This is a genomic window from Hoeflea sp. CAU 1731, from assembly GCF_039888615.1.
In the GTDB taxonomy this organism is placed as follows: domain Bacteria; phylum Pseudomonadota; class Alphaproteobacteria; order Rhizobiales; family Rhizobiaceae; genus Flavimaribacter.
The window spans coordinates 131,373-155,700 of the sequence record NZ_JBDQQS010000006.1 but is presented as its reverse complement, the minus strand read 5'-3'; the positions used below and the strand labels follow the sequence as shown (position 1 = coordinate 155,700).

General features: G+C 60.0%; 21 protein-coding genes. 9 read left to right on the top strand and 12 right to left on the bottom strand.

Annotation, left to right across the window (positions count from 1 at the left end; all coding sequences use genetic code 11):
- Positions 1 to 9 precede the first annotated feature (9 nt).
- The 6 genes from AAFN47_RS11800 to AAFN47_RS11775 all read left to right on the top strand — a co-directional run bounded on the left by AAFN47_RS11800 (position 10) and on the right by AAFN47_RS11775 (position 7,289).
- Positions 10 to 2,340, top strand: a complete 2,331-nt coding sequence (locus tag AAFN47_RS11800; protein WP_499809430.1) for a DUF3604 domain-containing protein — start codon at positions 10 to 12, stop codon at positions 2,338 to 2,340.
- 162 nt (positions 2,341 to 2,502) lie between these two features.
- Positions 2,503 to 4,122 (top strand): Na/Pi cotransporter family protein, encoded by a 1,620-nt coding sequence (locus tag AAFN47_RS11795; protein WP_499809429.1) that lies wholly within the window; start codon positions 2,503 to 2,505, stop codon positions 4,120 to 4,122.
- A 133-nt stretch (positions 4,123 to 4,255) separates the two neighbouring features.
- Positions 4,256 to 4,705 (top strand): hypothetical protein, encoded by a 450-nt coding sequence (locus AAFN47_RS11790; RefSeq protein WP_499809428.1) that lies wholly within the window; start codon positions 4,256 to 4,258, stop codon positions 4,703 to 4,705.
- A gap of 382 nt (positions 4,706 to 5,087) precedes the next feature.
- Entirely contained in the window at positions 5,088 to 5,660 is a 573-nt protein-coding gene (locus AAFN47_RS11785) for a DUF502 domain-containing protein (RefSeq protein ID WP_499809427.1), read from the top strand.
- Between the two features lie 73 nt (positions 5,661 to 5,733).
- Positions 5,734 to 6,345 (top strand): HdeD family acid-resistance protein, encoded by a 612-nt coding sequence (locus AAFN47_RS11780; protein ID WP_499809426.1) that lies wholly within the window; start codon positions 5,734 to 5,736, stop codon positions 6,343 to 6,345.
- 98 nt (positions 6,346 to 6,443) lie between these two features.
- Positions 6,444 to 7,289 (top strand): sterol desaturase family protein, encoded by an 846-nt coding sequence (locus AAFN47_RS11775; protein WP_499809425.1) that lies wholly within the window; start codon positions 6,444 to 6,446, stop codon positions 7,287 to 7,289.
- Positions 7,290 to 7,294: 5 nt separating this feature from the next.
- Here AAFN47_RS11775 and AAFN47_RS11770 read toward each other — a convergent pair whose 3' ends face one another.
- The 12 genes from AAFN47_RS11770 to AAFN47_RS11715 form a co-directional block, all read right to left on the bottom strand.
- Complete coding sequence (locus tag AAFN47_RS11770) at positions 7,295 to 8,107, bottom strand: ABC transporter ATP-binding protein (RefSeq protein WP_499809424.1); 813 nt, start codon at positions 8,105 to 8,107, stop codon at positions 7,295 to 7,297.
- Positions 8,094 to 9,080: a FecCD family ABC transporter permease gene (locus AAFN47_RS11765; protein ID WP_499809423.1), complete on the bottom strand. Its 987-nt coding sequence runs from the start codon at positions 9,078 to 9,080 to the stop codon at positions 8,094 to 8,096. The genes AAFN47_RS11770 and AAFN47_RS11765 overlap by 14 nt, the downstream gene beginning before the upstream one ends.
- A complete protein-coding gene (locus tag AAFN47_RS11760; protein WP_499809422.1) occupies positions 9,077 to 10,078 on the bottom strand; it encodes a FecCD family ABC transporter permease in 1,002 nt (333 codons plus the stop codon). Before AAFN47_RS11760 ends, AAFN47_RS11765 begins: the two co-directional genes overlap by 4 nt.
- Positions 10,079 to 10,116: 38 nt before the next feature.
- The gene (locus AAFN47_RS11755) at positions 10,117 to 10,956 is read right to left on the bottom strand and encodes an iron-siderophore ABC transporter substrate-binding protein (RefSeq protein WP_499809421.1); all 840 of its coding nucleotides are present in this window, start codon (positions 10,954 to 10,956) and stop codon (positions 10,117 to 10,119) included.
- A 154-nt stretch (positions 10,957 to 11,110) separates the two neighbouring features.
- On the bottom strand, positions 11,111 to 13,555 hold the full coding sequence (locus tag AAFN47_RS11750; protein WP_499809420.1) for a TonB-dependent receptor: 2,445 nt from the start codon (positions 13,553 to 13,555) through the stop codon (positions 11,111 to 11,113).
- A 110-nt stretch (positions 13,556 to 13,665) separates the two neighbouring features.
- Positions 13,666 to 14,610, bottom strand: a complete 945-nt coding sequence (locus tag AAFN47_RS11745) for a FecR family protein (RefSeq protein WP_499809419.1) — start codon at positions 14,608 to 14,610, stop codon at positions 13,666 to 13,668.
- Positions 14,611 to 14,671: 61 nt separating this feature from the next.
- Positions 14,672 to 15,217, bottom strand: a complete 546-nt coding sequence (locus AAFN47_RS11740) for an RNA polymerase sigma factor (RefSeq protein ID WP_499809418.1) — start codon at positions 15,215 to 15,217, stop codon at positions 14,672 to 14,674.
- Between the two features lie 241 nt (positions 15,218 to 15,458).
- Positions 15,459 to 16,199 (bottom strand): maleylpyruvate isomerase N-terminal domain-containing protein, encoded by a 741-nt coding sequence (locus AAFN47_RS11735; protein WP_499809417.1) that lies wholly within the window; start codon positions 16,197 to 16,199, stop codon positions 15,459 to 15,461.
- On the bottom strand, positions 16,196 to 17,302 hold the full coding sequence (locus AAFN47_RS11730) for a cupin domain-containing protein (RefSeq protein WP_499809416.1): 1,107 nt from the start codon (positions 17,300 to 17,302) through the stop codon (positions 16,196 to 16,198). The genes AAFN47_RS11735 and AAFN47_RS11730 overlap by 4 nt, the downstream gene beginning before the upstream one ends.
- A 37-nt stretch (positions 17,303 to 17,339) precedes the next feature.
- Positions 17,340 to 17,987, bottom strand: a complete 648-nt coding sequence (gene maiA, locus AAFN47_RS11725) for a maleylacetoacetate isomerase (RefSeq protein WP_499809415.1) — start codon at positions 17,985 to 17,987, stop codon at positions 17,340 to 17,342.
- Positions 17,988 to 18,002: 15 nt separating this feature from the next.
- Positions 18,003 to 18,698, bottom strand: a complete 696-nt coding sequence (locus AAFN47_RS11720; RefSeq protein ID WP_499809414.1) for a fumarylacetoacetate hydrolase family protein — start codon at positions 18,696 to 18,698, stop codon at positions 18,003 to 18,005.
- A gap of 23 nt (positions 18,699 to 18,721) precedes the next feature.
- The gene (locus tag AAFN47_RS11715) at positions 18,722 to 21,454 is read right to left on the bottom strand and encodes a benzoate-CoA ligase family protein (protein WP_499809413.1); all 2,733 of its coding nucleotides are present in this window, start codon (positions 21,452 to 21,454) and stop codon (positions 18,722 to 18,724) included.
- Positions 21,455 to 21,538: 84 nt separating this feature from the next.
- Here AAFN47_RS11715 and AAFN47_RS11710 point away from each other — a divergent pair, with 84 nt between their 5' ends.
- The 3 genes from AAFN47_RS11710 to AAFN47_RS11700 are packed head-to-tail and all read left to right on the top strand — an operon-like array spanning position 21,539 to position 24,325.
- On the top strand, positions 21,539 to 21,955 hold the full coding sequence (locus tag AAFN47_RS11710; protein ID WP_499809412.1) for an acyl-CoA thioesterase: 417 nt from the start codon (positions 21,539 to 21,541) through the stop codon (positions 21,953 to 21,955).
- Complete coding sequence (locus tag AAFN47_RS11705) at positions 21,945 to 22,784, top strand: IclR family transcriptional regulator (protein WP_499809411.1); 840 nt, start codon at positions 21,945 to 21,947, stop codon at positions 22,782 to 22,784. The genes AAFN47_RS11710 and AAFN47_RS11705 overlap by 11 nt, the downstream gene beginning before the upstream one ends.
- A complete protein-coding gene (locus tag AAFN47_RS11700; protein WP_499809410.1) occupies positions 22,781 to 24,325 on the top strand; it encodes a bifunctional aminoglycoside phosphotransferase/ATP-binding protein in 1,545 nt (514 codons plus the stop codon). The genes AAFN47_RS11705 and AAFN47_RS11700 overlap by 4 nt, the downstream gene beginning before the upstream one ends.
- Positions 24,326 to 24,328 lie beyond the last annotated feature (3 nt).

Genomic DNA, 24,328 nt, shown 5'->3' with positions numbered 1-24,328 from the left:
AAGCCTGAAATGACCAAAAACGCCATCGAAAACCACGAGGACGCACGTCCCTGGGCAACCGTTAACAGCGGTGTCATTCGCTCACCCATTGAGCCTTCGGTGCTCGGCCATGCTGAGATATCGCCCTCGGGCGAATTCGAGGCGGGCTGCCACGCCTCCTTCACCCTGATCTACACGGCCGGCGTCTATGGCGTCGACGATTCCGGCAGCCTGCGCGTCTGTTTCCGTTTTGCTTCCGATCAGGGCAATCCGCAGTTCGACGATCCATCGGGCGCAAATTACTGCACGGTGGAGGCCTCCAACGGAGCGGTACTGCAGGTGCGCTGGGACCCCAAAGGCAATGTGCGCCCCTGGGACCGCACGCTCTGGATCAAGGTGGTCAAGGGTTTCCTTGAGGAAGGCGAGACCATCACGATCCGCTTCGGCGTGACGGACCATGGCGGTCCGGGCATGCGCCTGCAGACCTTCTGCGAGGACACGTTCGAGTTCCGCGTGCTGGTCGATCCAATAGCCACCTTCAATTTTCAGACCCTGCCGGTCCAGCCAGCGATCGCTATCGTCCCAGGCGCCCCTGAACGCTATGTCGCCGTGTTGCCGACGCTCCGGCGGCCGGGCGAGCCGTTTACGCTGAAGGTCAAGGGAGAAGACAAGTGGGGCAACCCCTCTAACCGATGCAACACGCGACTGTGGCTCGAAGCGGACGGCGCCGTCGATGGTCTGCCCGACACGCTGGACCTCGCCGAAGGCGACTTCGCATTCACGGTTTCCGGCCTCTCGACAACCGAACCCGGCAAGGTGTCCATCATCCTCAAGGACGAGGCCGGCTCGGTCGTGGCGCGAACGAACCCGCTGCTGATCGAAGACCGACCGCTCGTCCACTATTGGGGCGATCTCCACGGCCAGACTGAAGAGACGATCGGCACCGGCAGCGCCCATGCCTATTTCGCCTTTGCGCGCGACCGCGCCTTTGTTGACGCCTGCGGCCATCAGGGCAATGATTTCCAGATCAGCGACGCCTTCTGGGACGAACTCAACCGCCTGACAGCGGCGTTCGACGCGCCCGAAGAGTTCGTGGCGCTTCCAGGTTACGAATGGTCCGGCAATACGGCGCTGGGCGGAGACAGGAACGTCTTTTTTCCCGATGAAGGCCGCACCATCCGCCGATCCTCCCACGCGCTGATCGAGGATAGCGATACCGCCGACACTGACTGCACGACCGCCCGTGAGCTTTTCAAGGCCTTCGCCGACAACAACGAATCCGACGTCGTCTGCTACGCCCATTGCGGAGGGCGCTATGCGGATATCGGATTCGCCCATGACGGCAGGTTCGAAAAATCCGTTGAAGTGCACTCGTCCTGGGGTACTTTCGAGTGGCTTCTGCACGACGCCCTGAAGCTCGGATACCGCGTCGGCGTGGTCGCCAATTCGGATGGCCACAAGGGACGGCCGGGCGCCAGCTATCCAGGTGCCGGCAAGTTCGGCGCGATCGGCGGTCTCACCTGCTTCAACATGCCGGAACTGACGCGTTCCGCCCTGCTCGACTGCATGCGCAAACGCCGCCATTACGGCACCACCGGCGGCGACGCCGGCCGCATGGCGATCGGCCTGACCGCCGCATTCAATACGCCCGGCAATCTCTACCATGACGATCCGGCCCTGGGGCCGGCCGAGTTCTGTTCCGCCACTGAAGCGATGATGGGAGACATCGTCCATCTGCCGAAAGGGCAAATGCAGATTTCGGTCTCTGTCGACACAAGTTCGCCCATCATCCGGGTCGACATCTTCAACGGCCTTGATCTCGTCGAGACGGTGCGTCCCTATTCGGCTGTGGATCTCGGAAAGCGCATTCGCCTGCATTGGGAAGGCGCAGAGTATCGCGGCCGGTTCCGGGAAGTCATCTGGGACGGTTCCGCCGGCGTCGAAGGCAACAGCATCGTTCAGGCTAAACCGGTCAACTTCCTCAACCGCGACAAGACGCTAAGCCTTGTCAGCGAATCCGAAATCGCCTGGAAGGCCCTGACGACCGGCAATTTCGGCGGGGTCGACCTGCTTCTTTCCAACAGCAAAGCCGGCGCTCTGAGTGTGGAAACTCCGCTCAGTTCATTTGAAATTCCGATCGCGGAGATAGGTCTTGAAGATACGCTGTTCGACGTCTCCGCCGATCTGCCGCGATTCATCAAGCTTTACCGGCTGCCGGATATCAATCCGCATTGCTCGCTATCCTTCACCCGGACGATCGATCTCAAGCCGGAAGGCGACAATCCGGTCTATATCCGTGTGGAGCAGGAAGACGGGACCCGCGCCTGGACCAGTCCGATCTACGTATTCCGCAAGAATTGAGGAATAGCTTCGGGCAGGACCTGCGACTAAACTCTTTCCGTCTTTGACACGGCTCAATGCGTTCTGCGCGATAAGAGCCGATGATCGAAAGATGTCACGGTGGGAGAAACGCATGCGCCGGTCCGTCGAAACCCGCTTCGCCAACGTTGGTGATATTCTTCGGTGACCGCCAGTATCCTGCATACGCTCGGCGGCGTCGGCCTCTTTCTGCTAGGAATGATCTGGCTGACCGAGGGCTTGCGGGGTCTGAGCGGCGACGCCTTGCGCAATGCGCTCGCCCGCTTCACCCGAACGCCGTTTAGCGGCGCGGTGACAGGGGCGATCGCAACCGCCGCCATCCAGTCCTCCAGTGCGACAACCGTGACGGCCGTAGGCTTCGTCAGCGCGGGACTGTTGACCTTTCCACAGGCGCTGGGCGTAATTTTCGGGGCCAATATCGGCACCACCATAACGGGATGGCTGGTGGCGGTTCTTGGCTTCAAGCTGCATCTCGGCGAGATCGTCCTGCCATTCGTTTTTCTCGGCGCTCTTTTGCGGTTGTTCGGCGGGACACGGGCCAGTCTCGTCGGAACGGCGCTCGCCGGTTTCAGCCTCCTGTTTATGGGCATCGACGCGATGCAGTCCGGCATGGCCGGTTTCGAGGGCATCGTCACGCCGACGAGCTTTCCCGACGACAGCCTGTTCGGCCGGCTGCAGCTTGTCCTCATCGGCGTCGCCATCACGCTCGTCACCCAATCATCGAGCGCCGGCGTCGCCACGGCTCTGGCTGCTCTTGGCGCCGGCGCAATCAACTTTCCGCAAGCCGCAGCCATGGTGATCGGCATGGATGTCGGCACGACGTTCACGGCGGCGCTCGCCACGCTCGGCGGCGCAACGGCGGCGCGCCGCACCGGGCTTTCCCACGTCATCTACAATGTGCTGACGGGGATCATGGCCTTTTTCCTGCTCGGCCCGTTTTCGATCCTGGTCGCATCGATGGTGGAGCAAGGCGACGGTCAGATTGCTCTGGTCGCCTTCCATACCTCCTTCAACCTCCTCGGCGTCTTGATCGTGCTGCCCTTCGCAAGACCGTTCGCTCGACTGGTCACCGTTCTGGTGCCGGAGCGGGGTCCGCATCTGACGAACAGACTGGGACAGCAGATGCTCAGCGACCCGGATGCGGCGACGGACGCCGTAACGGCGACTGTAGACGAGATCGTGCGGGAGCATTTCAGCTTTCTTGCCGGGCGTCTCGAGCGCCCGGAAACAAGTCGCTTGGATCAAGCCGTGTTGCGCACGATCTCCGATGCGCTCGACGAAACCCGGCGCTTCGTCGACACGCTCCCGCCAGGCGCGCCGAATTCGCCGCGGGCGCAGCGTGTCGTTGCGACCCTCCATAGTCTGGATCACCTTCAGAGGCTCTATTATCGTTGCACCCAGACAAAGCGTCTGGAAACGCTTAAGACAGACCACCGTCTCCGCCGTCTGGCCGGCATCCTGCAGAGCCTGACCGCGGAAGCGGCAACCGGCGTGGATGCGGAAGGGGCCGAGCAGCGCCTCAACCGCCTCCGCCGGATCCTGCGCGCACAGCGCGACACCTATCGCGAACACCTGCTCTTGCAGGCGTCGGATGGCAGGCTCGACAAGGACGAGGCGATCCTTCGGCTGGACGCACTGCGCTGGCTGCACCGGGTTGTCTATCATCTGTGGCGGATCCAGCACCATCTGGCGCGGATGCACGCAGCCAGCGTCACGGCGTCGCCCCGGCGCGAAGCAGCATTAGAAATTCTGGACGATCGCTAAATGCTCCGGCGGCTTTTTGATTCACATAGTAAATATCTGTTTCAAATTACAAATATAGATAGTTGTTGCCTTGGGCGCATAACCAAAAGTTGTGTTTAAAACCACTGCAGAACGCCATATGGGAAGCGGATGAATGGCCCGTCGATCATTGCTGGATCGACCCATCGAAGAACAGACTTCTGCCCGAGGCGCCGAAGGATCTCCGATGCATCCGTCCTATGGCGCGGGTCATGCGACCGTCGCCGGGGCATGCGTCACCATCCTCAAGGCGTTCTACGAGATGTACGGTTTTCCGGAAGGCGGCAAACGCAGACAAGCGCCGCTTGACGACCTGATGGAAAACGCGCCGGCTTCCTTCTTCGGCGTGGAACTGACCATCACCGGAAAACCTGACGACAACGGAGTTCAGGCCGGGATAGGCATCCCTGACATCTATGTCGCCAACGCCGCCGATCCGACGAAACTCTCCAGTTACGGCGGGAGCGACAAACATGCCATCACGGTCCAGGGCGAACTGAACAAGCTCGCCGCCAATATCTCGATCGGTCGGGATTTCGCCGGCGTCCACTACTACACACGCTGACCAGAAACGAACAAAAAGTGTACAAACCTGCTGCGTTTGAGCGGATTTTGTGCTACAAAACCTCGGCTTGAGGCAGAGCGGCAACTGGACGCATGAAGACCGTAAACGCAGATTCCCGAAACAAAGCCAGATTGTGAGCAGAACCGGATCAACATCAAAACCTCAGGAATCGCAAATTCCCGAAACAAAGCCAGAATCTTAATTTTCTTAATAATTACATATATTTACAAGTTTAATTCCGTGTTTTTTGATAATCGGATGTAGAATCTGCACTCGAAGAACGGCTCAGCAGACTTTCAGACCCTTATACTCTAAACTCCAGCTGCTAAATCCAGTAAGGTCTGCAAACTTAGGCCATCAACTTTTCAGGGCGCCAACAAAAATGCTCCGATTCATCAAGACAACCATCCTCGGCGGCGTTCTGTTTCTCATTCCCGGCGTGTTGCTTATCGTCATCTTCCAGCATGCCCATCGCATCATTACCAAAGTGGCCGGCCCCATCATCGCGAGCCTGCCCTTCGAACGTGTCTTCGGCATCGCCGTCAACGACCTATTGTCGATCATCGTACTGCTCTTGATTTGCTTTCTTGCTGGATTGATCGCCATGACCCCGGTCGCCTCTCGGACAGCTTCCCTGGTCGAGAGAATGTTTCTGTCCAAAGTCCCGGTCTACGACGTCGCAAAAATCAAGCTGACCACGCCGCTGCGCTTCGAAGGCGAAGGCAGCCTTCCCACGCTGCTCGTCCGTTTCGACGACCAATGGCAGATCGGCCTCGAGATCGAACGCAAGGACGACAAGGTCGTCGTCTATATTCCCGGCGCGCCCGATCCCTGGGCCGGAGCCGTTTCCATCGTGACGGAAGACCGTGTTACACTATTGCCGGCTGGGACAAAGGACACGATGATCGCATTCAAACAACTCGGCAAAGGGACAGGCAAGTTGTTGTCCACCTGATGCGCGGATACTCAAATTCGGATATCCTGCGCAGGGCCAGAGCAATTGAAGACAGACAGGCAAGGAGCAAGCGATGACAGATCCGGTTTCCGGCGGCGGCAGACGAGGCGAGTTCGTCGACAACAGCCGCGAGGTCATCGGCAATACCATGGGCGAACTGTGGTGGACCTTCCTGATGCGTGGGGTGCTCGCCGCAGTCCTCGGCGTCATCGCCCTGTTCTGGCCAACCGAAAGCATCTCGATCCTCCTGCGTATCGCTGGCATTTTCCTGATCATCGACGGCGCCGTCGCTCTGTTCGGATTTCGCAAGAAAGTCGGAAGCCAGGCCGAAACCGTATCCGGAGTGGTGTCCGCGCTTCTGGGTGTGCTGCTGCTGATCCTGCCAACCACGTCCGCGCGCTTCGTCTTCATCGTCATAGGCTTATGGGCCCTGGTTCGCGGACTGGTCTATCTCGTCGCCTGGTGGCAGAGCCCGCAAACCGATCCGTCGCGCGACGGCGCCCGTAACGCTGGCATTGTCGCCGTCCTTGCCGGTCTCGTGCTGATTTTCTGGCCCGGGACGGGGCTGGTTGCCATCGGGTGGGTGATTGCGATCGCCGCCTTCGTCATTGCCGCGGTGATGTTCTTCCTCGCTTCCCGTTTCAAGCGCGTACGCGACCGGGTGGGCATGAAGACGGTCAACTGACGGGTCCGGCCCTCAGGCTGGCAAGGGCATGATGTCGCAAGCATATTTCGCACCGATCCCCTATAATAAGGGTAATCGAAGCTTACGCGAGTATTGACATGACCGACGCCCTGCTGACGAACGAGGCCGCCATCCGCGCGGCGTTCTTTGTGGGTGTCCTGATCGTCATGGCCCTGTGGGAAGCCGCCGCCCCGCGTCGAAGGCGCGAGATCCCGAGACTTCTGCGCTGGAGCAACAATCTCGGAGTGGTCGTCATCGACACCTTGCTTGTTCGGGTGACCTTTCCGATCATCTCTGTTGGTCTGGCGCTGGTTGCTCAGGACAAAGGCTGGGGCCTCTTCAACATCATGGACATTCCGGGATGGGCGGCGTTTGTCCTTTCAGTGCTCGCTCTCGACCTCGCAATCTATCTCCAGCATGTCATGTTTCACGCCGTGCCGACGCTTTGGCGCCTACATCGCATGCATCACGCCGATCTAGAAATCGACGTGACCACGGGCCTGCGATTTCACCCGGTCGAAATCCTGCTGTCCATGGGCGTCAAGCTGATGGTCGTCGCAGCTCTGGGACCGCCGGCGGTCGCCGTGCTCGTTTTCGAGGTGCTGCTGAACGCCACAGCGATGTTCAACCATTCAAATATTCGCATCCCGAAAGGGATTGATCGCGTCCTGCGGCTCTTCGTCGTCACGCCGGACATGCACCGCGTGCATCATTCGATCCATCCGAGCGAGACCAATTCGAATTTCGGCTTCAATCTTCCCTGGTGGGATCGGCTCCTTGGCACCTACAAGGCGCAGCCGCGCGACGGCCATCGGGGCATGACCATCGGCATCGAACAGTTTCGCACGCGACGGGATCTCTGGCTCGACCGCATGCTGATCCAGCCGCTGCGCGGCCCGGCAAGCGGCTATGCGATCAATCGCAAAAGGAAAGGGCGCGAATAGGTCCGCTACTTCTGCCGTCCGGTGAGCGGGATCGCCAGCGGCGCGCCGTCGACAGGACAAGTGACGATCGCCACGCGCACTCCGAACACCGCCTCGATCGTTTCCTTGTTGATCACCTCTTCCGGCGATCCCTGCACGGCGATCCGGCCGTCCTTCATCGCGACGATGTGGTCGGCGTAGCGCGCAGCCTGGTTGATGTCGTGAAGCACCGCGACAACGGTCGTCTGCTGTTCGCGCACCAGACGCTGGACCAGATCCAGCACTTCGATCTGGTGAGCGAGATCGAGATAGGTGGTTGGCTCGTCGAGCAGAAGAATGCCTGTCTGCTGGGCAAGCGTCATGGCGATCCATGCGCGCTGCCGCTGGCCTCCCGACAGATTGTCGATGGCGCGATCCTTCAGGTCGGTGAGCGCAGTGAGTTCGAGCGCTGTCCTGCAGGCTATTTCATCTTCGTCCGACCATTGGCCGAAAAGCGAACGATGCGGATAGCGGCCCTGACGCGCCAGGTCCTGGACTGTCAGTCCTTCCGGCGCGACAGGCCCCTGGGCGAGCACGCCGACGCGACGGGCGATTTCCTTGGTCGAGAATTCCGAAATCTGGCATCCGTCAAGCAGCACGCTGCCATCGCGAACCGGCATCAGATTGCACAGGGCGCGTAGAAGGGTGGATTTTCCGCAGCCATTCGGCCCGATCAGCACCGTGAAGCGACCATGCAGTATCTCGAAATCGAGATGCTCCAGAATATTCTTGCGTGCGTAGCCTGCGGACAGATTCCGGGCCGTGAGCGGAACCGCATTTTCGGAATCACGAACGGACATAGCGTCTCTCCCAGAGAAGAAAAGCGAAAAACGGCGCGCCGAGTATCGCTGTAACGATGCCGGCCGGAAGCTGCGCCGGCGCCATGACAGTGCGTCCGATCAAATCCGCCGTCAGAACCAGAAATCCTCCGACCAGCGCGGCGACGGGAACCATTCTGTGGTGGCTGTGTCCGACGAAGCGCCGCGCCACATGGGGCGATATCAGTCCAATGAACCCGATAAGCCCCGCCGCCGCAACGGCGGCTCCCGAGATCATTGTGCAGAGGAGAATCAATACCGCCCGGGCAATCTCGACGCGCTGGCCGAGGGAGCGCGCCGACATCTCGCTGAAGCTCAACAGGTCGAGCTCCCGCGAAGCCGCCATCGTGAGCACGAATGGCAGGACAAGCCAGATCGCCAGCACCTGCACCTTGTCCCACCCCGCATTGTAGACGCTGCCGGCCAGCCAGACCTGGGCTTGCTGGACGACCGCGATTTCGCCGAATGCGGATATGAAGCTGGCGCCGGCGCCAGCCATCGAACCAAGACCTATGCCAATGAGGATTATGCGCACCGGAGAAGCGCCTGACCGCCAGGAAAATCCGTAGATCGCCGCCGCCATCACGAAGGCGCCGGCAAAGGCCGCCCATGGAACCAGGTGCGCGGATTCATTTCTGAAATAGACGATCAGGATGAGCGCGGCGAGAGCGCCGCCGCTGTTGATGCCAAGAAGGCCCGGTTCGGCGAGCGGATTGCGCATGACGGTCTGGATAATGGCGCCGGCGACAGCCAGCGCCATTCCAACCAGCAGCGCCAGAATTGCCCGCGGAAGGCGCACCTCAAGTACGATAAGTTGGGCGGCCACGGCGGCGTCCGGATCGCCAGTAAGCACTCCAATGATCTGCGAGTACGGGATGGGTTGATCTCCAAGGCGCAGCGACAGGACGAAAACTGCGAAGATGCCGATATTCAGCAGCAGCACCGTTTTTCTCATCGGGCGTTTCCAATCCGGTAGCGCGCAAGAAAGACAAACAGCGGCGCGCCGATGATCGCCATCGTAACGCCGACAGGGATGTCGCGCGCCGGCAGCGCATAGCGCAGCAGATTGTCCGCCAGAATCACCAGCAGGGCTCCCGCCACGGCGCAAAACGGAAGAATCCAGCGATAGTCCGTTCCGATCGCAAGGCGAACCATGTGCGGCACGACCAGACCGACGAAGCCGATCGGCCCCGCCATGGCGACCGCGCTGCCGGCCAGCATCACGACGACCACTCCGCACGTCAGGCGCCATTGGGTGATGTTCTGCCCGATGGAGCGGGCGACTTCCGCGCCGAGGCTGAGTGTCGCCACCTGTCTGCTGAACGCCAGCGCCGCGACAATGCCAAGCCCGATATAAGGCGACACAGCAACAACGCTTGACATCGGGCGGCCCGACAGCGATCCGACCGACCAGAGTCTGACATTGTCGAGGGTGGTCTTGTCGAAAATCAGAATGCTGGACGTCACAGACCCGAGGAACACCGACAGGATTACACCGGAAAGCGCCAGTTTCAGCGGCGTCGCTCCGCCAACCCCTGAAGAGGCCAGCATATAGACGATGAAGGCGGCGGACGCGGCGCCGACGAATGCATACCAGACATAGACGGCCGTCGGAGCCGGATCGAAAAGGATCAGCGACGCAACGACGGCGAAAGCGGCGCCTGCGTTGATGCCGAGAAGACCGGGAGAGGCAAGAGGATTGGCGGTTACGGCCTGCATGATAGCGCCGGCCACGGCCAGTGAAGCGCCGGCCAGCAGCGCCGCAAGTATCCGCGGCAATCGGACGGTTGTGACGACAAGAAACTGCCGTTCGTCACCAGCGCCGGAAAGCGCCTCGACGACGCCTCCTATGCCGATGTCGGAAGAACCGATCGTAAGCGCCCAAACCGATATGACGATGACCATAAGGGTCAACGTCAAAAGGCCGACAAGGCGCAGGGCGAACGCGGCCATCCACGGATTCCATTGATGTTGTTGAAAACTCGGGGCGATCAAGGCCGGGATATTATATACCGCTCGACGTCGTCAAGCACGGCGTTCGCCGAGCCAACGCCGCTGAACTCCATCCAGATCGCCGGATCTACGCGATAGACACGACCTGCCTCGACGGCCGGCAGCATTTTCCAAAGAGGATTCTCGATCACCTCCTCATGTCTGCCGTTGGTCGCGGAGGCGTTCGTTCCGCCAACGATATACAGCAGTATGTCGCCGTTCAGTTGGGCGAGATCTTCCCAGTCGGGCCGTTTCAGCGTAGAGCCGTCGACGGACGTTTCATAGTCGCTGCGCTTTATTCCAGCCTCGCTCAAGACCGCAAACGGCGCATAGGCGTCCGGGGCGTCGAGATAGACCTGGAAGTCCCATGATGTGATGCGAACCATCGAGACGGTGACGTCCGGCGCCTTGTCGCGAATGGCTGCAATCCGCGTGTCCAACGCATCGAACATCTCGGTAACTTCAGCGCTCTTGCCGAATACGTCGCCGATTATCCTGTAATAGTCGCGCCACTTTGCCGATATCAGCACCGTAGGCGCAATGCGCGAGGCCATGTCGTAGACCGGATCGAGCATGCCACTACCGATGATAAGATCGGGTTGAAGGGCAATGATTCTTTCGATGTTGGGCTGTGTAACAGCACCCAGATCCTCCACGCCCTGTTCGACCGCCTTGTCACGCAGGTTTTCATCGCTCATGCCGAACAATGGCGCGCCGATCACCGGCAGACCGAGTTCGATCGTCATCCCCAACGTGAAAGTGGGATCGAGCACGACGATTCGATGCGGGTTATCCGGAACACAGACCGGAGCATGGAGAACGCCTTCGCCGCTTATCACTTTTCCTTCGCAGGTTTCATCAGCAAGCGACGGCAAAGCGGCGAGACACATAACCGCAGCGGCAACACAACGAGTCAGGTGCCTGCCGAGAAACGACATCACGGCCGGACAGAAAGATTTCTGTCCGGCCGCATCGATTTTTATACCCGTTCGCCTAGAAGCGTACATTCGCCTTCAGCCCGATTGTCCTTCCCTCGCCGATCGACGCCGAGCTCCCGGTATCGTTAATGCTGGTCAGATACTGCTCGTCGAAAAGATTGCGGGCAAAGAGCGAGAAACTCGCATATTCCGCTTCATAACCAATGGAGGCGTCGACAAGGGTGAAAGCGTCCATATATCGGCTACGCGTATTCGCCAGATCGCCAGAGCTGTAATAACCATCGGTATAGGAGACGGAGGCCGATGCATAAAATCCGGACTGGTGCCGGTAGACGCCGCCAATCGTCGCTGTGAACGCAGGGGCTTCCGGGAATTCGTTGCCGGCGAAATCGCCGTCCGAAGTCTCTGCTTCATCGAATTCCGTCTTCAGCAGGCCGAGAGTCGTAAAAAGCTCGAGGCCGGTGGTCGGCATATAACGAACTTCGAACTCGGCGCCGTATGCATGCGACTTGCCGACGTTTTCGGTGATCGTCTGACCGGGGAAATCCGGATTGAAAATCAGAAGTTGCTGGTTCGTGTAATCGTAATAAAAGGCGTTGGCGTTGAACTGGAGCGTATCGTTGAGCCACAGAGACCGATAACCGACTTCGTAGTCCCAAAGGTATTCCGGTTCGACTTCATTGACCTCCGTCGAACCGGCGGGCACTTCGGTAAAGCCTGCCCTGTATCCTTTGGCCGCAAACAGACTGATCGTCTGGTTGTCGGCAATATCGAATGCAAGGCCGATCTTCGGCAGGAATTCCGTGTTGGTCGTGGATCCGTTTTCATCCAGCGATCCATAGACGGGATAGCCGTTGATCAGGGTTTGCTCGAAATCGAGCGCGGTGCCGACGATGTCAACCGATATCTTGTCCTGGAGCAACCGTCCGCCCGCCATCAGCGTCCATCGGTCCGTGAACTCGTATCGCAAATCGGCATAGGCGGCGATGGATTCCGTGCGATTTTCGGAAACCAGTTGCTGCACGTCGACAACCGGGATGTAAGGAGCGAAATAGGACGTTGTGAAATCGGAGTCGATGTCGGTTCTGAAATCACCGTAGAACAGGCCGAACACGCCAGAGAACGGAGAATCCGGCGACTCGAATGTCAGCGTGATGTCCTGAGAGAAATCGCCAATGTCGCGCGTGTCGTAGCGGTCGAAAATCGAGCCTTCCGGAGACTCGATAATGACATCGGTATTCGAATAGGCGGAAATCGACTGAATAGTCCAGTTCGGCGTAATCTCGTAGCTCAGATCCGCGATGTAATTGGTTACCGTCGTGTCGCGAAACTCGGCGCCTGAGCCGGAGGCGTCGTCATAAATGCGGGCGAAGTAGTCAGGACCGCTCACCGCGTTCCAGGCTGGCTTGTCGTGCGTGTGGCTGATGGTGAACAGCGCGCTGAACCCTGGCAAGTCTTCAGGCGTGAAGAGAATCTTGCCTCGAATTTGCTCGAACTCGTCTTTCCCGAGCTCCGAGATCGCTGGATCCACATAGCGGATATCGGCCGTTTCGCGCCAGGCTTGTCCGGCGATGCGAATAGCGAGATTATCGGGAATAATCGGACCGGACACCACGAAGGCGCCGTTGTAGTAGTCGTTTGTGCCGACTTCCCCGTCAAAGATGAATTCTTCCTCGAAGGTCGGGTCCTTGGTCTCGACGACGACCGCGCCGGCAAGAGCGTTCCTGCCTTGCAAGGTTGACTGCGGACCGCGCAGCACCTCGATCTGATCGACATCCCAGACGCCGCGGCTTCCGCGACGCAGAGCTTCAACGCCCAATGATGCGCCGTCGACGATCATCGAGATAACCGGAGCCGTGCGGGCGCTGGGCTGCGTCACGCCTTCGGCGTTGAGACCGCGAATGGAGATGCTGTTGTTGCCGGTGCTGGTAGGCAGAGCCAGAACGTTGGCGGTCCGGTTGAGAGCCTGGTCGATCGTAACGATATCGTAGTCCTCGATTTCCGTCCCGGTGACGACGCCGACGCTCGTATAGGTGTTGAACAGATCGCGCGGCAGCTTTTCGCCCACCACAGTGATTGTATCGAGAACGGTGGCGCCTTCGGCCGAAATCACCAACCCGTCTGTCGACAACGGCGGAAGTTCGGTAAGGGTAACGGTGCTGGCGTCGCTGTAACTGGCCTCGATGTTGGATCCCGACAACAGCAGATCGAGCGCTTCCCCGGCGGTGTAGCTGCCATTCAGTCCCGTCGTGGTCAGACCGCTGACGACCGCGCTGTCATAACCGATCTGCAAACCCGTCTGGTCAGCCAGCCGGTTCAACGCCGCGGAAAGCGGACCTTCCGGGATATTCACCGTATAGACCTGTTCCTGCGCCATCGCGGTCGGCACGGCCATTGTGCTGGTCAGCGCAGTTGCCGCTCCCGCCGCCGCAAGCGACAACGCCAAGGCCCTGGCGACCGATTCGCCTCGTCCCGGAAATACTCTTTTTTCTAAACTCATACCCGTTCATGTCCCCAAAAGTTTGCCGGCGGATCCTGAGGAAGGACTGGATCCCTCTATGGTTAAACGAACGGAAACGAATGTTGAGGCTGTGCATCAAGTAAAAAAGTTTAATAAATTATCGTGAGCACTCCGCCGGCGCGGACGACTTCAAGGTCGAACACCTTTGCAAAGCTGTCGAGCGCCTTTTCAGGGTCCGTCAGGTCAAATGAACCGGATATACGCCGGGTGCGCCTGCTGCCTGCAAATAGGTAGGCGTCGCCGGGAATGTGGCGGAATATTTCTTCGATCACGCGGAACAGGGGTTGTCCATCAAAAACGAGGCGGCCAGTGCGCCATGGCGCAGCAAGTTCCGGCGATACTGTTTTGATCGGGCTAAAGGTTCTTCCGCCGCCGCAGACAACGCGCATGCCCGGATCAAGAACAAACTCTTCGTCCATATCGGGACAGAGAACGCGAACCGTGCTCTCCGTTACCGTTACCTCGGTCAGATCGCCGATGAGGTTGACGTTGAATGCGGTCCCCAAAACTTCAATTCTTGTGTCTCCGGCCTCGACAACGAAGGGTCTTCCCGGGTCACGCGCCACCTCGAAATAGGCTTCTCCCTTGAGAAGCGACACTTCACGCGATGAATCTTCCTGGTTCTCCGCAAGCGCGCTTTCCGAGTTCAGCTGTACTGTGGAGCCGTCGGCGAGTTCGAGGACCGGCATCTCGCGACTGTCCGAAATGTAATCCGCCCGAAGCCATAGTGGACCGTCAGCGAGATAGAATCCGCCGATAACCAGTATAATCGGCAGGAGCATGCGCGATGTTCGTCCGGTCCCCTTTCCTGCGATTATCCGCTTGGCTTGATCGGGATCGCTCGCCAGCGCGTGGCCGGATTCGCTAAACAACCTTTGTGCTTTGTTGAAAGCCTTGATATGGGCTGCATTTGTCTGCAGCCAGACGTCCAGTTCGCGTCGTTCCGACGCCGTCAGCGGTCCGCCCTCCATGCGCAGGACCCAGTCAACGGCATTCTCGTTTATTTGACGATCCTGACGTGCTTTTTCGCTCAAAGGCATAGCTCAACCGTTTCCATTCGCTCTACAGTAGACGAATGAATACGGCAAATAAGGCTTACTCGCCGTCGAATTCTTCCATTTTTTCCAAACAGTGCAACATGGCCTTGCGAAGGTGGCGGTCCACCATACGCCGCTTGATGCCAAGCGCATCCGCAATCTCGTCCTTCGACATATCGGCGATCCGATACGCAATGAACACGTTGCGACACTGGGTCGGCAACGAGAAGATCGCCTGCCGGAGAGCAGTGACGCGTCTGGGCATGTCGAGCCTGTTTTCCTCGGAGCGCGCCGGACCCGGAATCGCATGAGCGCGTTCGTCAAGCGCCGCAAACAGTCTCGACTCGAAGGCGCTGCGGCGAAGCCGGTCGATCCTGAGATTGACTGCGGCCCGAATGAGAAAGGAGCGAAGGAACGTCTTGCCTTGCAGCCGTTCCGGCTTGCCGGACAATTGGACATAGAGATCATGGACGATTTCGGTTGCCTGTGATTGTTCGGCGCCCCGTCTGCGCAGGGCATTGCGGATGTCCTCGTAATGCGCCTCGATCGCACGGTCCAAAAGGTCGCGTCCACCCGTATCAATCAATACGACGCCATCATTCATTCGGCAATCGTCGGCTCTCAAGGTCACACCAGGTCCGAAGGTAAATCATTCAACCTGCGAGCAGGACTAGCAGACCCTTGGTCCGCTTGGCAAATATAAGTTGATAAAAAATATCATATTTGTGGTGAAGCCGGCTTTTCAACGTCAGAACAGCGTCTCGGAATTCCTTCCGGACCCGTTATTGCGAGAGCGCCGCAACCGGAACGAGATAGCGGCGTCGATCAATTCGCCCGCCGAATTGCTACAAATTCATCAGCCCGGCCGGCGAAGGCGACATTCCGGAGGCGGCGCCGTCAGGTCCGCGGGTTCGACGGCCGGAAAGCCACAGGGCGGCATCGGCGGCCCGAACGCCAGAGCGTCCGCCTTCCTCCGCAGCATCATAGTCATCGCTCACGTGGTCTCCTGACAGTTCCGTAATGAGGGCTTCGACGAATTCAGGCGGGGCGTCCGAAAGCCGACCACCTGCACCGAGATCAATCGCGTGCAGCCAGATGGCCCTTGCGCGAAGCCAGGGCGTATCGCGGACGACAATCGCATCATCCGGATCATTTCCGACAACAGCCCGCCACTGGGCGTCGTCCAGATCGCGCCACTCGACATTGAGATGGACATTCGAATGGGCGAACAGGTTGCGCAGCGCGCGGGCCGGCTGCGTCGCGCGACGCGCGACCTCCACAATATCGACGCGCATCGGAACGGGCATGGCGTTCGACTGCGCCTCGCGCGCACGGGAAACGATCTCGCTCAGCGCGCGCGCGTGATAGCCGACATGCGCGACGATTTCCCGCCGCAACCTGCCTTCCAGGTTGGACGGTTCGTCCAGTTCAGCGTCACTCAAACCATTCAGCAGTCTCGCGAAATAGGCCGTACCTCGCCGCGCCCAGTCGAGGTCCCGCGCCGGGGCGGAGGCCGCGTCATAGCGCGCGCCGCCGCCCTGGCGGCGTCGAAGATCTTCCCGCGCCTCGTCGAGCGACACGTTCACCGGTCCGGGGCCTCGACATGGGTGCGCGCGAAATTGAGTCGCTCCATGATCGGGGCGTCCGAGAAGCGAAACAGGTCGAACTGCGTTTCCGCCTGAAGGGACCAGCTTATCCATGACGGGATGACGAACATGTCGCCAATGTCGAGCGTATACTCGACGCCGTCCATCACCACCACGCCGCCGCCCTCGAATACCTGGAAGACTGTCGAGCCCACCTCGCGACGGGTTGGCGTTGCGCAGCCGGCGCGCAAGCGATGGAACTCACAACGGATCGTCGGCATGACGTCGCCGCCCGTCGTCGGATTAACATAGCGAATGGCCGCATGACCCTGCTCGACGGTGGCCGGCTGGCCTTCCTCTTCGAGAAGCAGTTGTTCGGTCAGCGCTCGGTCGGTGTATTCCCACCGATAGGCGCCGATCGGCGAACTCACCGTATCCTGCAGTCCTGACAGCGGCCGTAACCCCGGATGGCACCACAGACGTTCGCCCTGCGAGAAGCGCGGCGTGGCGTAATCCGTCACCCGGTCGGATCCGAACTCGAAGAACCCGACGTCGTTTTGCTGCGAAAACGGAATATCGAGTCCGTCGATCCACGCCATCGGCTGGTCGGTGTCGTTGTGGTGGCCATGGAAATACCATCCGGGCGTCAACAGCAGATCGCCGCGGCTCATGCGCACCGGATCGCCATTGACCACAGTCCAGACACCCTCGCCCTCGACCACGAAACGAAACGCGTTCTGGGAATGGCGATGCTCCGGCGCCGTCTCGCGCGGCCCGAGATACTGGATCGCCGCCCACAATGTCGGGCTGACATAGGCGTGACCGCCAAGTCCGGGATTGGCCAAACCGATCGCCCGGCGCTCACCGCCTCTGCCGACCGGAACCAGTTCGCCGGATTTTTCGGCGAGCGGCAGAAGATCCGACCATTTCCAGAGATGCGGCACGGCGCGCGGTTTCGGGTGGATCGGCATCAGGTCGCTGAGCTGGGTCCACAGTGGTATCAGATGATGTTTCTCGAACCCCTTGTAGAGTTCACGCAAGGCAGGGGTGTCTTCCGGCTGCATGGCGTGTTCGACGGTGTCATGCGTTACGGATTCATTCATAGTATTCCTCCTTGTCGTTTCGTCTGACAGTCTCGCTTTACGCAGCGTCGGGCTGGTTAGGCGGCGCGGCGTCGCGAAAGGCCGCGATTGCGTCCAACCGTTCGAAAATGCCGGCGATTGTCGGCCATCGGCCAGTATCGATTGCAAAGCGCCGGTTGTTCCACACCTGCGCGTAAAGGCAGATATCCGCTAGGCCTGCTTCGTCGCCATGACAGAAGTTGCCCGTCTCGCCGTCGCGATCCAGCATGGTCTCCAGCGCATCGAAAGTCGTCGTGACCCAATGCGTGAACCATTCCTTCTGCGCCGTCTCGTCCGCGCCGAACTTGCCTGCAATATAGCCGAGAACCCGCAAATTGTTCAGCGGATGCACCTCGCAGGCAATCATGTAGGCGATGGCGCGCACCCGCGCGCGCCCGTCCGCCTCCTTCGGCAACAAAGGCGGATTCGGATGAACCTCCTCCAGCCATTCCATAATGGCCAGCGACTGTGTGAGCACCCTGCCGTCTTCGCGCTCCAGCGTCGGAACCAGACCCTGCGGATTGATCGCGAGGTATTTTTCCGTGCGGGTTTCGCCATTGCGCAGGACATAGGCTGCGTAATCGTAGTCAAGCCCCTTGAGATTGAGCGCAACGCGCAACCGCGTGGAGGTGGAGGAACGAAAAAAATTGTGCAGCGTCAGGGACATGATCTCACCGGATTGCTATTCGAACGGGCCGATCGTCGTCGAAATCTCGCCCAGTCCGGCGATCGAAACCGTGCAGCGGTCACCGACCTGAAGCGGTCCAACGCCGGCCGGAGTGCCCGTCATGATGAGATCGCCGGGCTGCAGGCCGATCGAGTGCGACAGAATGGAGATGATTTCCGGGACCGACCAGATCAGTTCGTTCAGATCGGCGTCCTGTTTGACCTCGCCGTTTACGCTCAAACCAATCGCGCCGCTGTCGGGATGCCCGACCTTGGAGACGGAATGAACCGGACCGATGACCGCCGACCGGTCGAAGGCCTTGCCGAAGTCCCAGGGACGTCCCTTGTCGCGCGCCGCCAGTTGCAGGTCGCGGCGCGTCAGATCGTTTCCAATGGCGTATCCCCAGACATGGGACAGCGCGTCATCCTCGGAGATCTTGCTGCCAGCCTTGCCGATCGCCACCACAAGCTCGGCCTCGTAATGGAAGTTCTGCGTCTCAGGGGGATAGGCGACAGTCTCACCATCGAGCACCACGGCATCGGCCGGCTTGGTGAAGAAGAACGGCGGTTCGCGGTCCGGATCCTTGCCCATTTCGCGCGCATGGGCCGCGTAGTTTCGGCCGACACAGAAGATGCGGCGCACTGGCATCAGGTCATCGCTGTCGGCGATGGCGACAGTTGGGGCCGGTAGCGGTTGAAACACATAAGACATCGTTGTTACCTTCTTTTTGTCTGTTACGCGCCGGTGCGCAGCGCCAGCCGGTCGATCTTTCCGGTGCCGGTCTTCGGTAATTCGTCGATATATTCAAAGATCCTTGGCGACTTGAACGGCGTCAGTTGCTGCTTGACATATTGGCGCAAGCGCTCGGTCTGCTCATCGCATTCCCCGCCGGGATTATTCAGGCGCACCACGGCGCGCAAGGCCATGCGGCGATCCGGGAGTTCGTGAGCCAGAACGGCGCATTCGTGCACATCCCGATGTTCGTTCAGGCAGCGTTCCACCTCGAGCGGCCAGACCCACTGGCCTGAAACCTTGATCAGTTCGTCGGCGCGTCCCTGGAAATAGTAATAGCCGTTCCTTTCGACGAAGCGGTCGCCGGTGTAGATCCAGTCGCCGCGCATCGTGTCGCGCGTCTTGTCGGGACGGTTCCAGTAGCAAGGCGCGGAGGAATGTCCGCGGACAAACATCACGCCCTCTTCCCCGCTTGCCGCCGCATGTCCATCCGGCGTTTCGAGACGAACCTCATACCCCGGCACACGCTTTCCAGCGGCGCCGATACGATGGTCCTCGAGCGTGTTCGAGAGATAAATATGCAGCAGTTCGGTCGAGCCTAGGCCTTCGGTCGGACCGTGGCCGGTTTGAGCCTTCCAGGCGTTATAGACGTCCTCGGACAAAATCTCGGCCGCCGACATAGACTGGCGAAGCGACGACAGATCGCGTTTTTCAAGCGTTTCGGCCCGGGCCAGCGCCGTATAGAGCGTCGGCAGGCCGAAAAGTACGGTCGGACGCCATGTCTCTATCATTTCGAGCACGTAATCGGGACGTGGCTGCCCCGACATCAAAAGCGTTGTCCCACCCATGGAAAACGGGAAGGTGATCGAGTTTCCGAAACCATAGGCAAAATATATCTTCGGCACGGAAAAGCAGATGTCGTCCGGCCCGATCTGCAGCACGCGCCGGCCATAGGAGGCTTGCGTATAGGCCATGTCGTGATGCAAATGGACGACGCCTTTCGGCCGGTCGGTCGAGCCCGAGGAATACATCCAGAAGGCCATGTCGTCGGGAGCGGTTTCAGCGCAGGCAAGCGTGTCGGCGCTGTCGCCGAGGAACGCCTGCGCCGTGATCTGCTTCTCACCCGCCGCTTCGCCATTGGCGACGATGACCGTTTCCAGCGTCGTGCCTTCCAGGACTGCTCCGGCGAGCTGGTCCGCCAGTTCCGCCTCGCAGAGCGCGAAATGCGCTTCCGTGTCCTTGAGGAAGTAGTTCAACGTGTCCGGCGTCGTCTGGATGTTGAGCAGCACCGGCACGAAGCCGGCGCGCACCGCGCCGAAAAAGGCAGCCGGATAGACCGGCGTGTCGTCGAGAAAGAACGGAATTCTCTCGCCGGGTTTCAGACCGGCTGCAATGAATGCGTTGCCCCATTTCGACGCCTGCGCGACGAGTTCCCGGTAGGTGAGATTTCCACCCGGCCCGATCACCGCGAGCTTGTCGGGATTGCGCGCCAGATTGTCCCACAGGATGGACGAACAGTTCGGATGGGCGTTTTTGTCGAAGCCGATTTCAGCAGCGCCCGGCGTGTCGTCGCCAACGGGATCGGCGACATTCGTAGAAGTTTCCGCCATTGCGGCGTCGTAGCGCGCCATAAATTGCGGCGCGATCGCCCGAAGCCTTTCCATGTTTACCCTGCCCGATCGCGTCATGTAGTCGAACGCGAAATCGAGCGGCTTCATGTCGATCCTGTCCGAGAAATCGTCATACCATCTGGCGGATGTGTTCGCGGCGTCGACGATCTTGCGGGCGACCGGAAGGCGGGTTTCCTGATAGGCGGCGAGCGCCTGGTCAACATCCCCGTGCGACGCCAGTGACCGGACAAGCGCGATCGCGTCTTCCATGGCGAGACGCGTGCCGGAGCCGATCGAGAAATGCGCCGTATGCGCGGCGTCGCCAAGCAGCACGCGCCGGCCAGCCACCCAGTTTCTGCACCAGAGCCGCGGAAAACGACGCCAGGACGATTTGTTGGTGATCAGCGGCGCGCCTTCGAGCACGTCGGAAAATACCTCGCCGCAGATCCTGGCGCTTTGCTCTTCATCCATCGCGCCGAACCCGTAGGCGTTGAACGTCGCGTCGTCGCATTCGACGATGAATGTGCTGAGGTCCGGCGTGTAGCGATAGTGATGCGCGTTGAACGCGCCCTTGTCCGTCTTCAGGAAGCTCTGCGTCAGCGTATCGAAGGGTCGCGGCGCGCCGAACCAGGCGAAATGATTGTCGAAGTATCCGAGTTCCGGCTGGAACTCCGCCTCATGCGAGGTCCTCACAAGCGAATTCAGTCCGTCGGCGCCGACGATCAGATCGGCGTCGAGTTCGTCAAGAGACGCTACCTGGTGGGAAAATCGCATCGGAATACCCAGGGACGACGCATGCTTGCGCAGGATTTCAATCAGCTCAAGACGGCCGATTGCGGAAAAGCCGACGCCGTCCAGGACCACTCTGTCGCCCGGCAGGTTCAAGGTCATGTTCCGCCAACGCTCCATGTGGGGCGTCACCAGATCATGGATGTCGGCGTCGTCCGCCTTCAGGAAGTCGAGCGCCTGATCGGAGAACACCACGCCAAATCCGAACGTTGCGCCTTCAGGGTTCTGTTCGGTCACGCGCACGTTGACGTCCGGCATGAGGCGGCGAAGCAATATCGCCGTGTACAGCCCCGCCGGACCTCCACCCAGCACCTCAACGGTGGAAAGCCTGCCCATACTCCTCCCCTTCCCTGTGATAGAGTGTGGAGCGGAAGATACAAATTATTTCACATTATGCAACTACTTCTATATGGTAAAAGAATGACGAAGAGACTTCACCACATCGAACTGCGGGTCAGCTTCGGCGACTGCGACCCGGCCGGCATCGCCTTCTACCCCAATTTCTACAGCTGGTTTGATCGCACTTTTCACGACTGGCTTTGGACATTCGGGGGGCACGACGCCCTGTGCCGTCGTTTCGGCGCGATTGGCATGGGCTTGATGGACGCCTCCGCGCGGTTCTTCAGACCGGTGCAGAATGGCGACCGGCTGACGATCAACCTCGCCGTCGAGGAGTGGCAGAGCCGAGCTCTCAAGCTGTCTTACGAGGTTCGCGTCGGAGAGGCGCTCATGGCGACCGGCCGCGAAACGAGAGGCCTTTTTGTGCAGACTGAAAACGGTATGATCGCAGGAACGCTTGACCAGATTCGCGAACTGACCGACAGCAATGACGCATGACCGACCTGATCTGAAAGAACCCGAATCATCGGGCGGAATTCAATCGCTCGACGCCGCCCTGAGACTTCTCCAGACCATGTCCGGCTACGGCCGCGCTGTATCGCTGTCGCAGATCGCGCGCGACTGCGGAATGCCGCTCAGCAAGGCGCACCGCTACCTGGCGTCCTTTATCCATGCAGGCATTGTCGAGCAGGCCGGCAGGTCGGGCAAATACGACCTCGGCCGGGGCGCGATACAACTTGGTCTTTCAGCGCTCGCCAGACATGACTTCGTAAACCGGACTGCTGAAACGCTGCCCGATCTGTGCGAGGAAACCGGCCTGACAGGGCTGCTTTCGGTATGGGGCGATCAGGGAGCCACAGTCGTTCGCTGGGAAAGAACCGCTTCCCCGACCATTACGTCGATGGGGCTCGGCACGACGTTGCCGTTGCTGAACTCGGCGACGGGACGCACATTTCTCGCATGGGCGCCTGCCGCGCAGATCCATTCCATGCTCGATTTCGAACTCCGCCAGGCTCGCCGCAATCCGGATATCATCCCGGACCTGACCATAAGCGCGACTGGCGTCGCGCAGTTACAGAGCAAGATCAGAAAAGCGGGATACGCCAGCGTCGACGGACGGTTCATTCCCGGTCTGGTGGCGATAGCCGCCCCAATTCTCGACTGGCAGAACCAAGCCCAGGCTGCGGTCACCCTGATCAGCACGGATGCCACGGTGATCCAGCAAGGATCGGAAACAATCGCCCGACTGTTATCCTTCACAGCTGAACTTTCCCTTTTTGACGCGTCCGCCGAAGCGGCTTCAGATCACGGCGACACAGCCGGATGAACGCCGAGAACAAGAGCGCAGCGTCAATTTTGCTCGGCGACCCGGATTTCCACGGTGTCCACAAGGAAGAAATCGAGGTCATCGAGACACATATCTCCCGCATATTTTTGGCGGGCGACCGGGCCTGGAAGGTAAAGCGGGAAGTCGATTTGCCCTATGTCGATTTCTCCACGCCGGAGCTTCGGTTCGACGCCTGCAAAAAGGAAATCGAACTCAACTCCAGAACCGCGCCCGAGCTTTATATTGCTGCGCACCGGATTACCGCGAATGAGGACGGCAGGCCGACGCTGGACGGCACAGGCAAACTCGTGGACGGAGTCGTCGAGATGAAGCGGTTCGACCAGGACCTGCTCCTCGACCGAATGGCGTTGCGCGGCGAACTCACCCCGGAACTGATCAGCAAGACGGCGCACATGATCGCCGCCTTCCACGGGGAGGCTGCTATCGACGCCAAGCGCACGGGAAGCGCGATGATGGCGGGCGTTCTCGACATCAACGAGGCGGGTTTTGGGAGGGGACAGCTTTTTGACCCGTCCGATGTCGCTACCCTGAACCGGAAATTCCGCGCTGCGCTGGAAAAGCACGCCGCTCTGCTCGACAGTCGGGGAGAGGCCGGAATGGTCCGCCACTGCCATGGCGATCTTCACTTGAGAAACATCTGCCTGCTCGACGGCGAGCCACGGCTTTTCGACTGCATCGAATTCAATGAAGACATCGCGACGGTCGATGTGATCTATGATCTTGCCTTCCTGCTGATGGATCTCTGGCATCGCGGCTTCGGCGAACTGGCCAACCTTGCGGCCAATCGATATGTCGACGAGGCGGAAGACGAGACAGGATTTACTCCGCTGCCCTTCTTCATGGCCGTTCGCGCGGCGGTTCGCGCTCATGTCACCGCGACGGCCATCGCGGACAAGGGCGCAGACGACCCGCGCGCCGATGAGGCGAAGTCCTATTTCGAACTGGCGGAGCAACTGCTTGAAGATCACCCGCCTCGGCTCGTCACCATTGCCGGCCTGAGCGGTTCTGGAAAGACGACCGTTGCGGAGAAGCTCGCCTCCCGGGTAGGCGCGCCGCCAGGCGCCCGCATCATCGAAAGCGACCGTATCCGAAAGGCGCTGCACGGCGTATCAGCGGAAACACGCCTTCCGGGTGAGGCCTATTGCAGAGAAATTTCCGAGGCGGTTTACCAGGAGATGGCCAGGCGCGCCGGCGTTGTCCTCGGCAAGGGCGGCGCCGTTGTGAGCGACGGCGTTTTCGAACGGCCTGCGGATCGCGCGCGCATGGAGGCAGCGGCCAGCGATTGCGGCGAATCATTCGCGGGGTTCTGGCTGGACGCGGATGCGGCGATCCTGCGCCGCCGCGTCGAGGCGCGCCTCGGCGGCCCTTCCGACGCATCGCCCGAGGTTCTGGCGCATCAGCTTGAACGCGACGTCGATTATTCCGACTGGATCAGGATCGATGCGGCCGGCGATCTGGATGCAATAGTCGCAGACATTCTCGAGCGTCTGACGAGCACCCAAAAAGGCGAACGCCGATAGTCG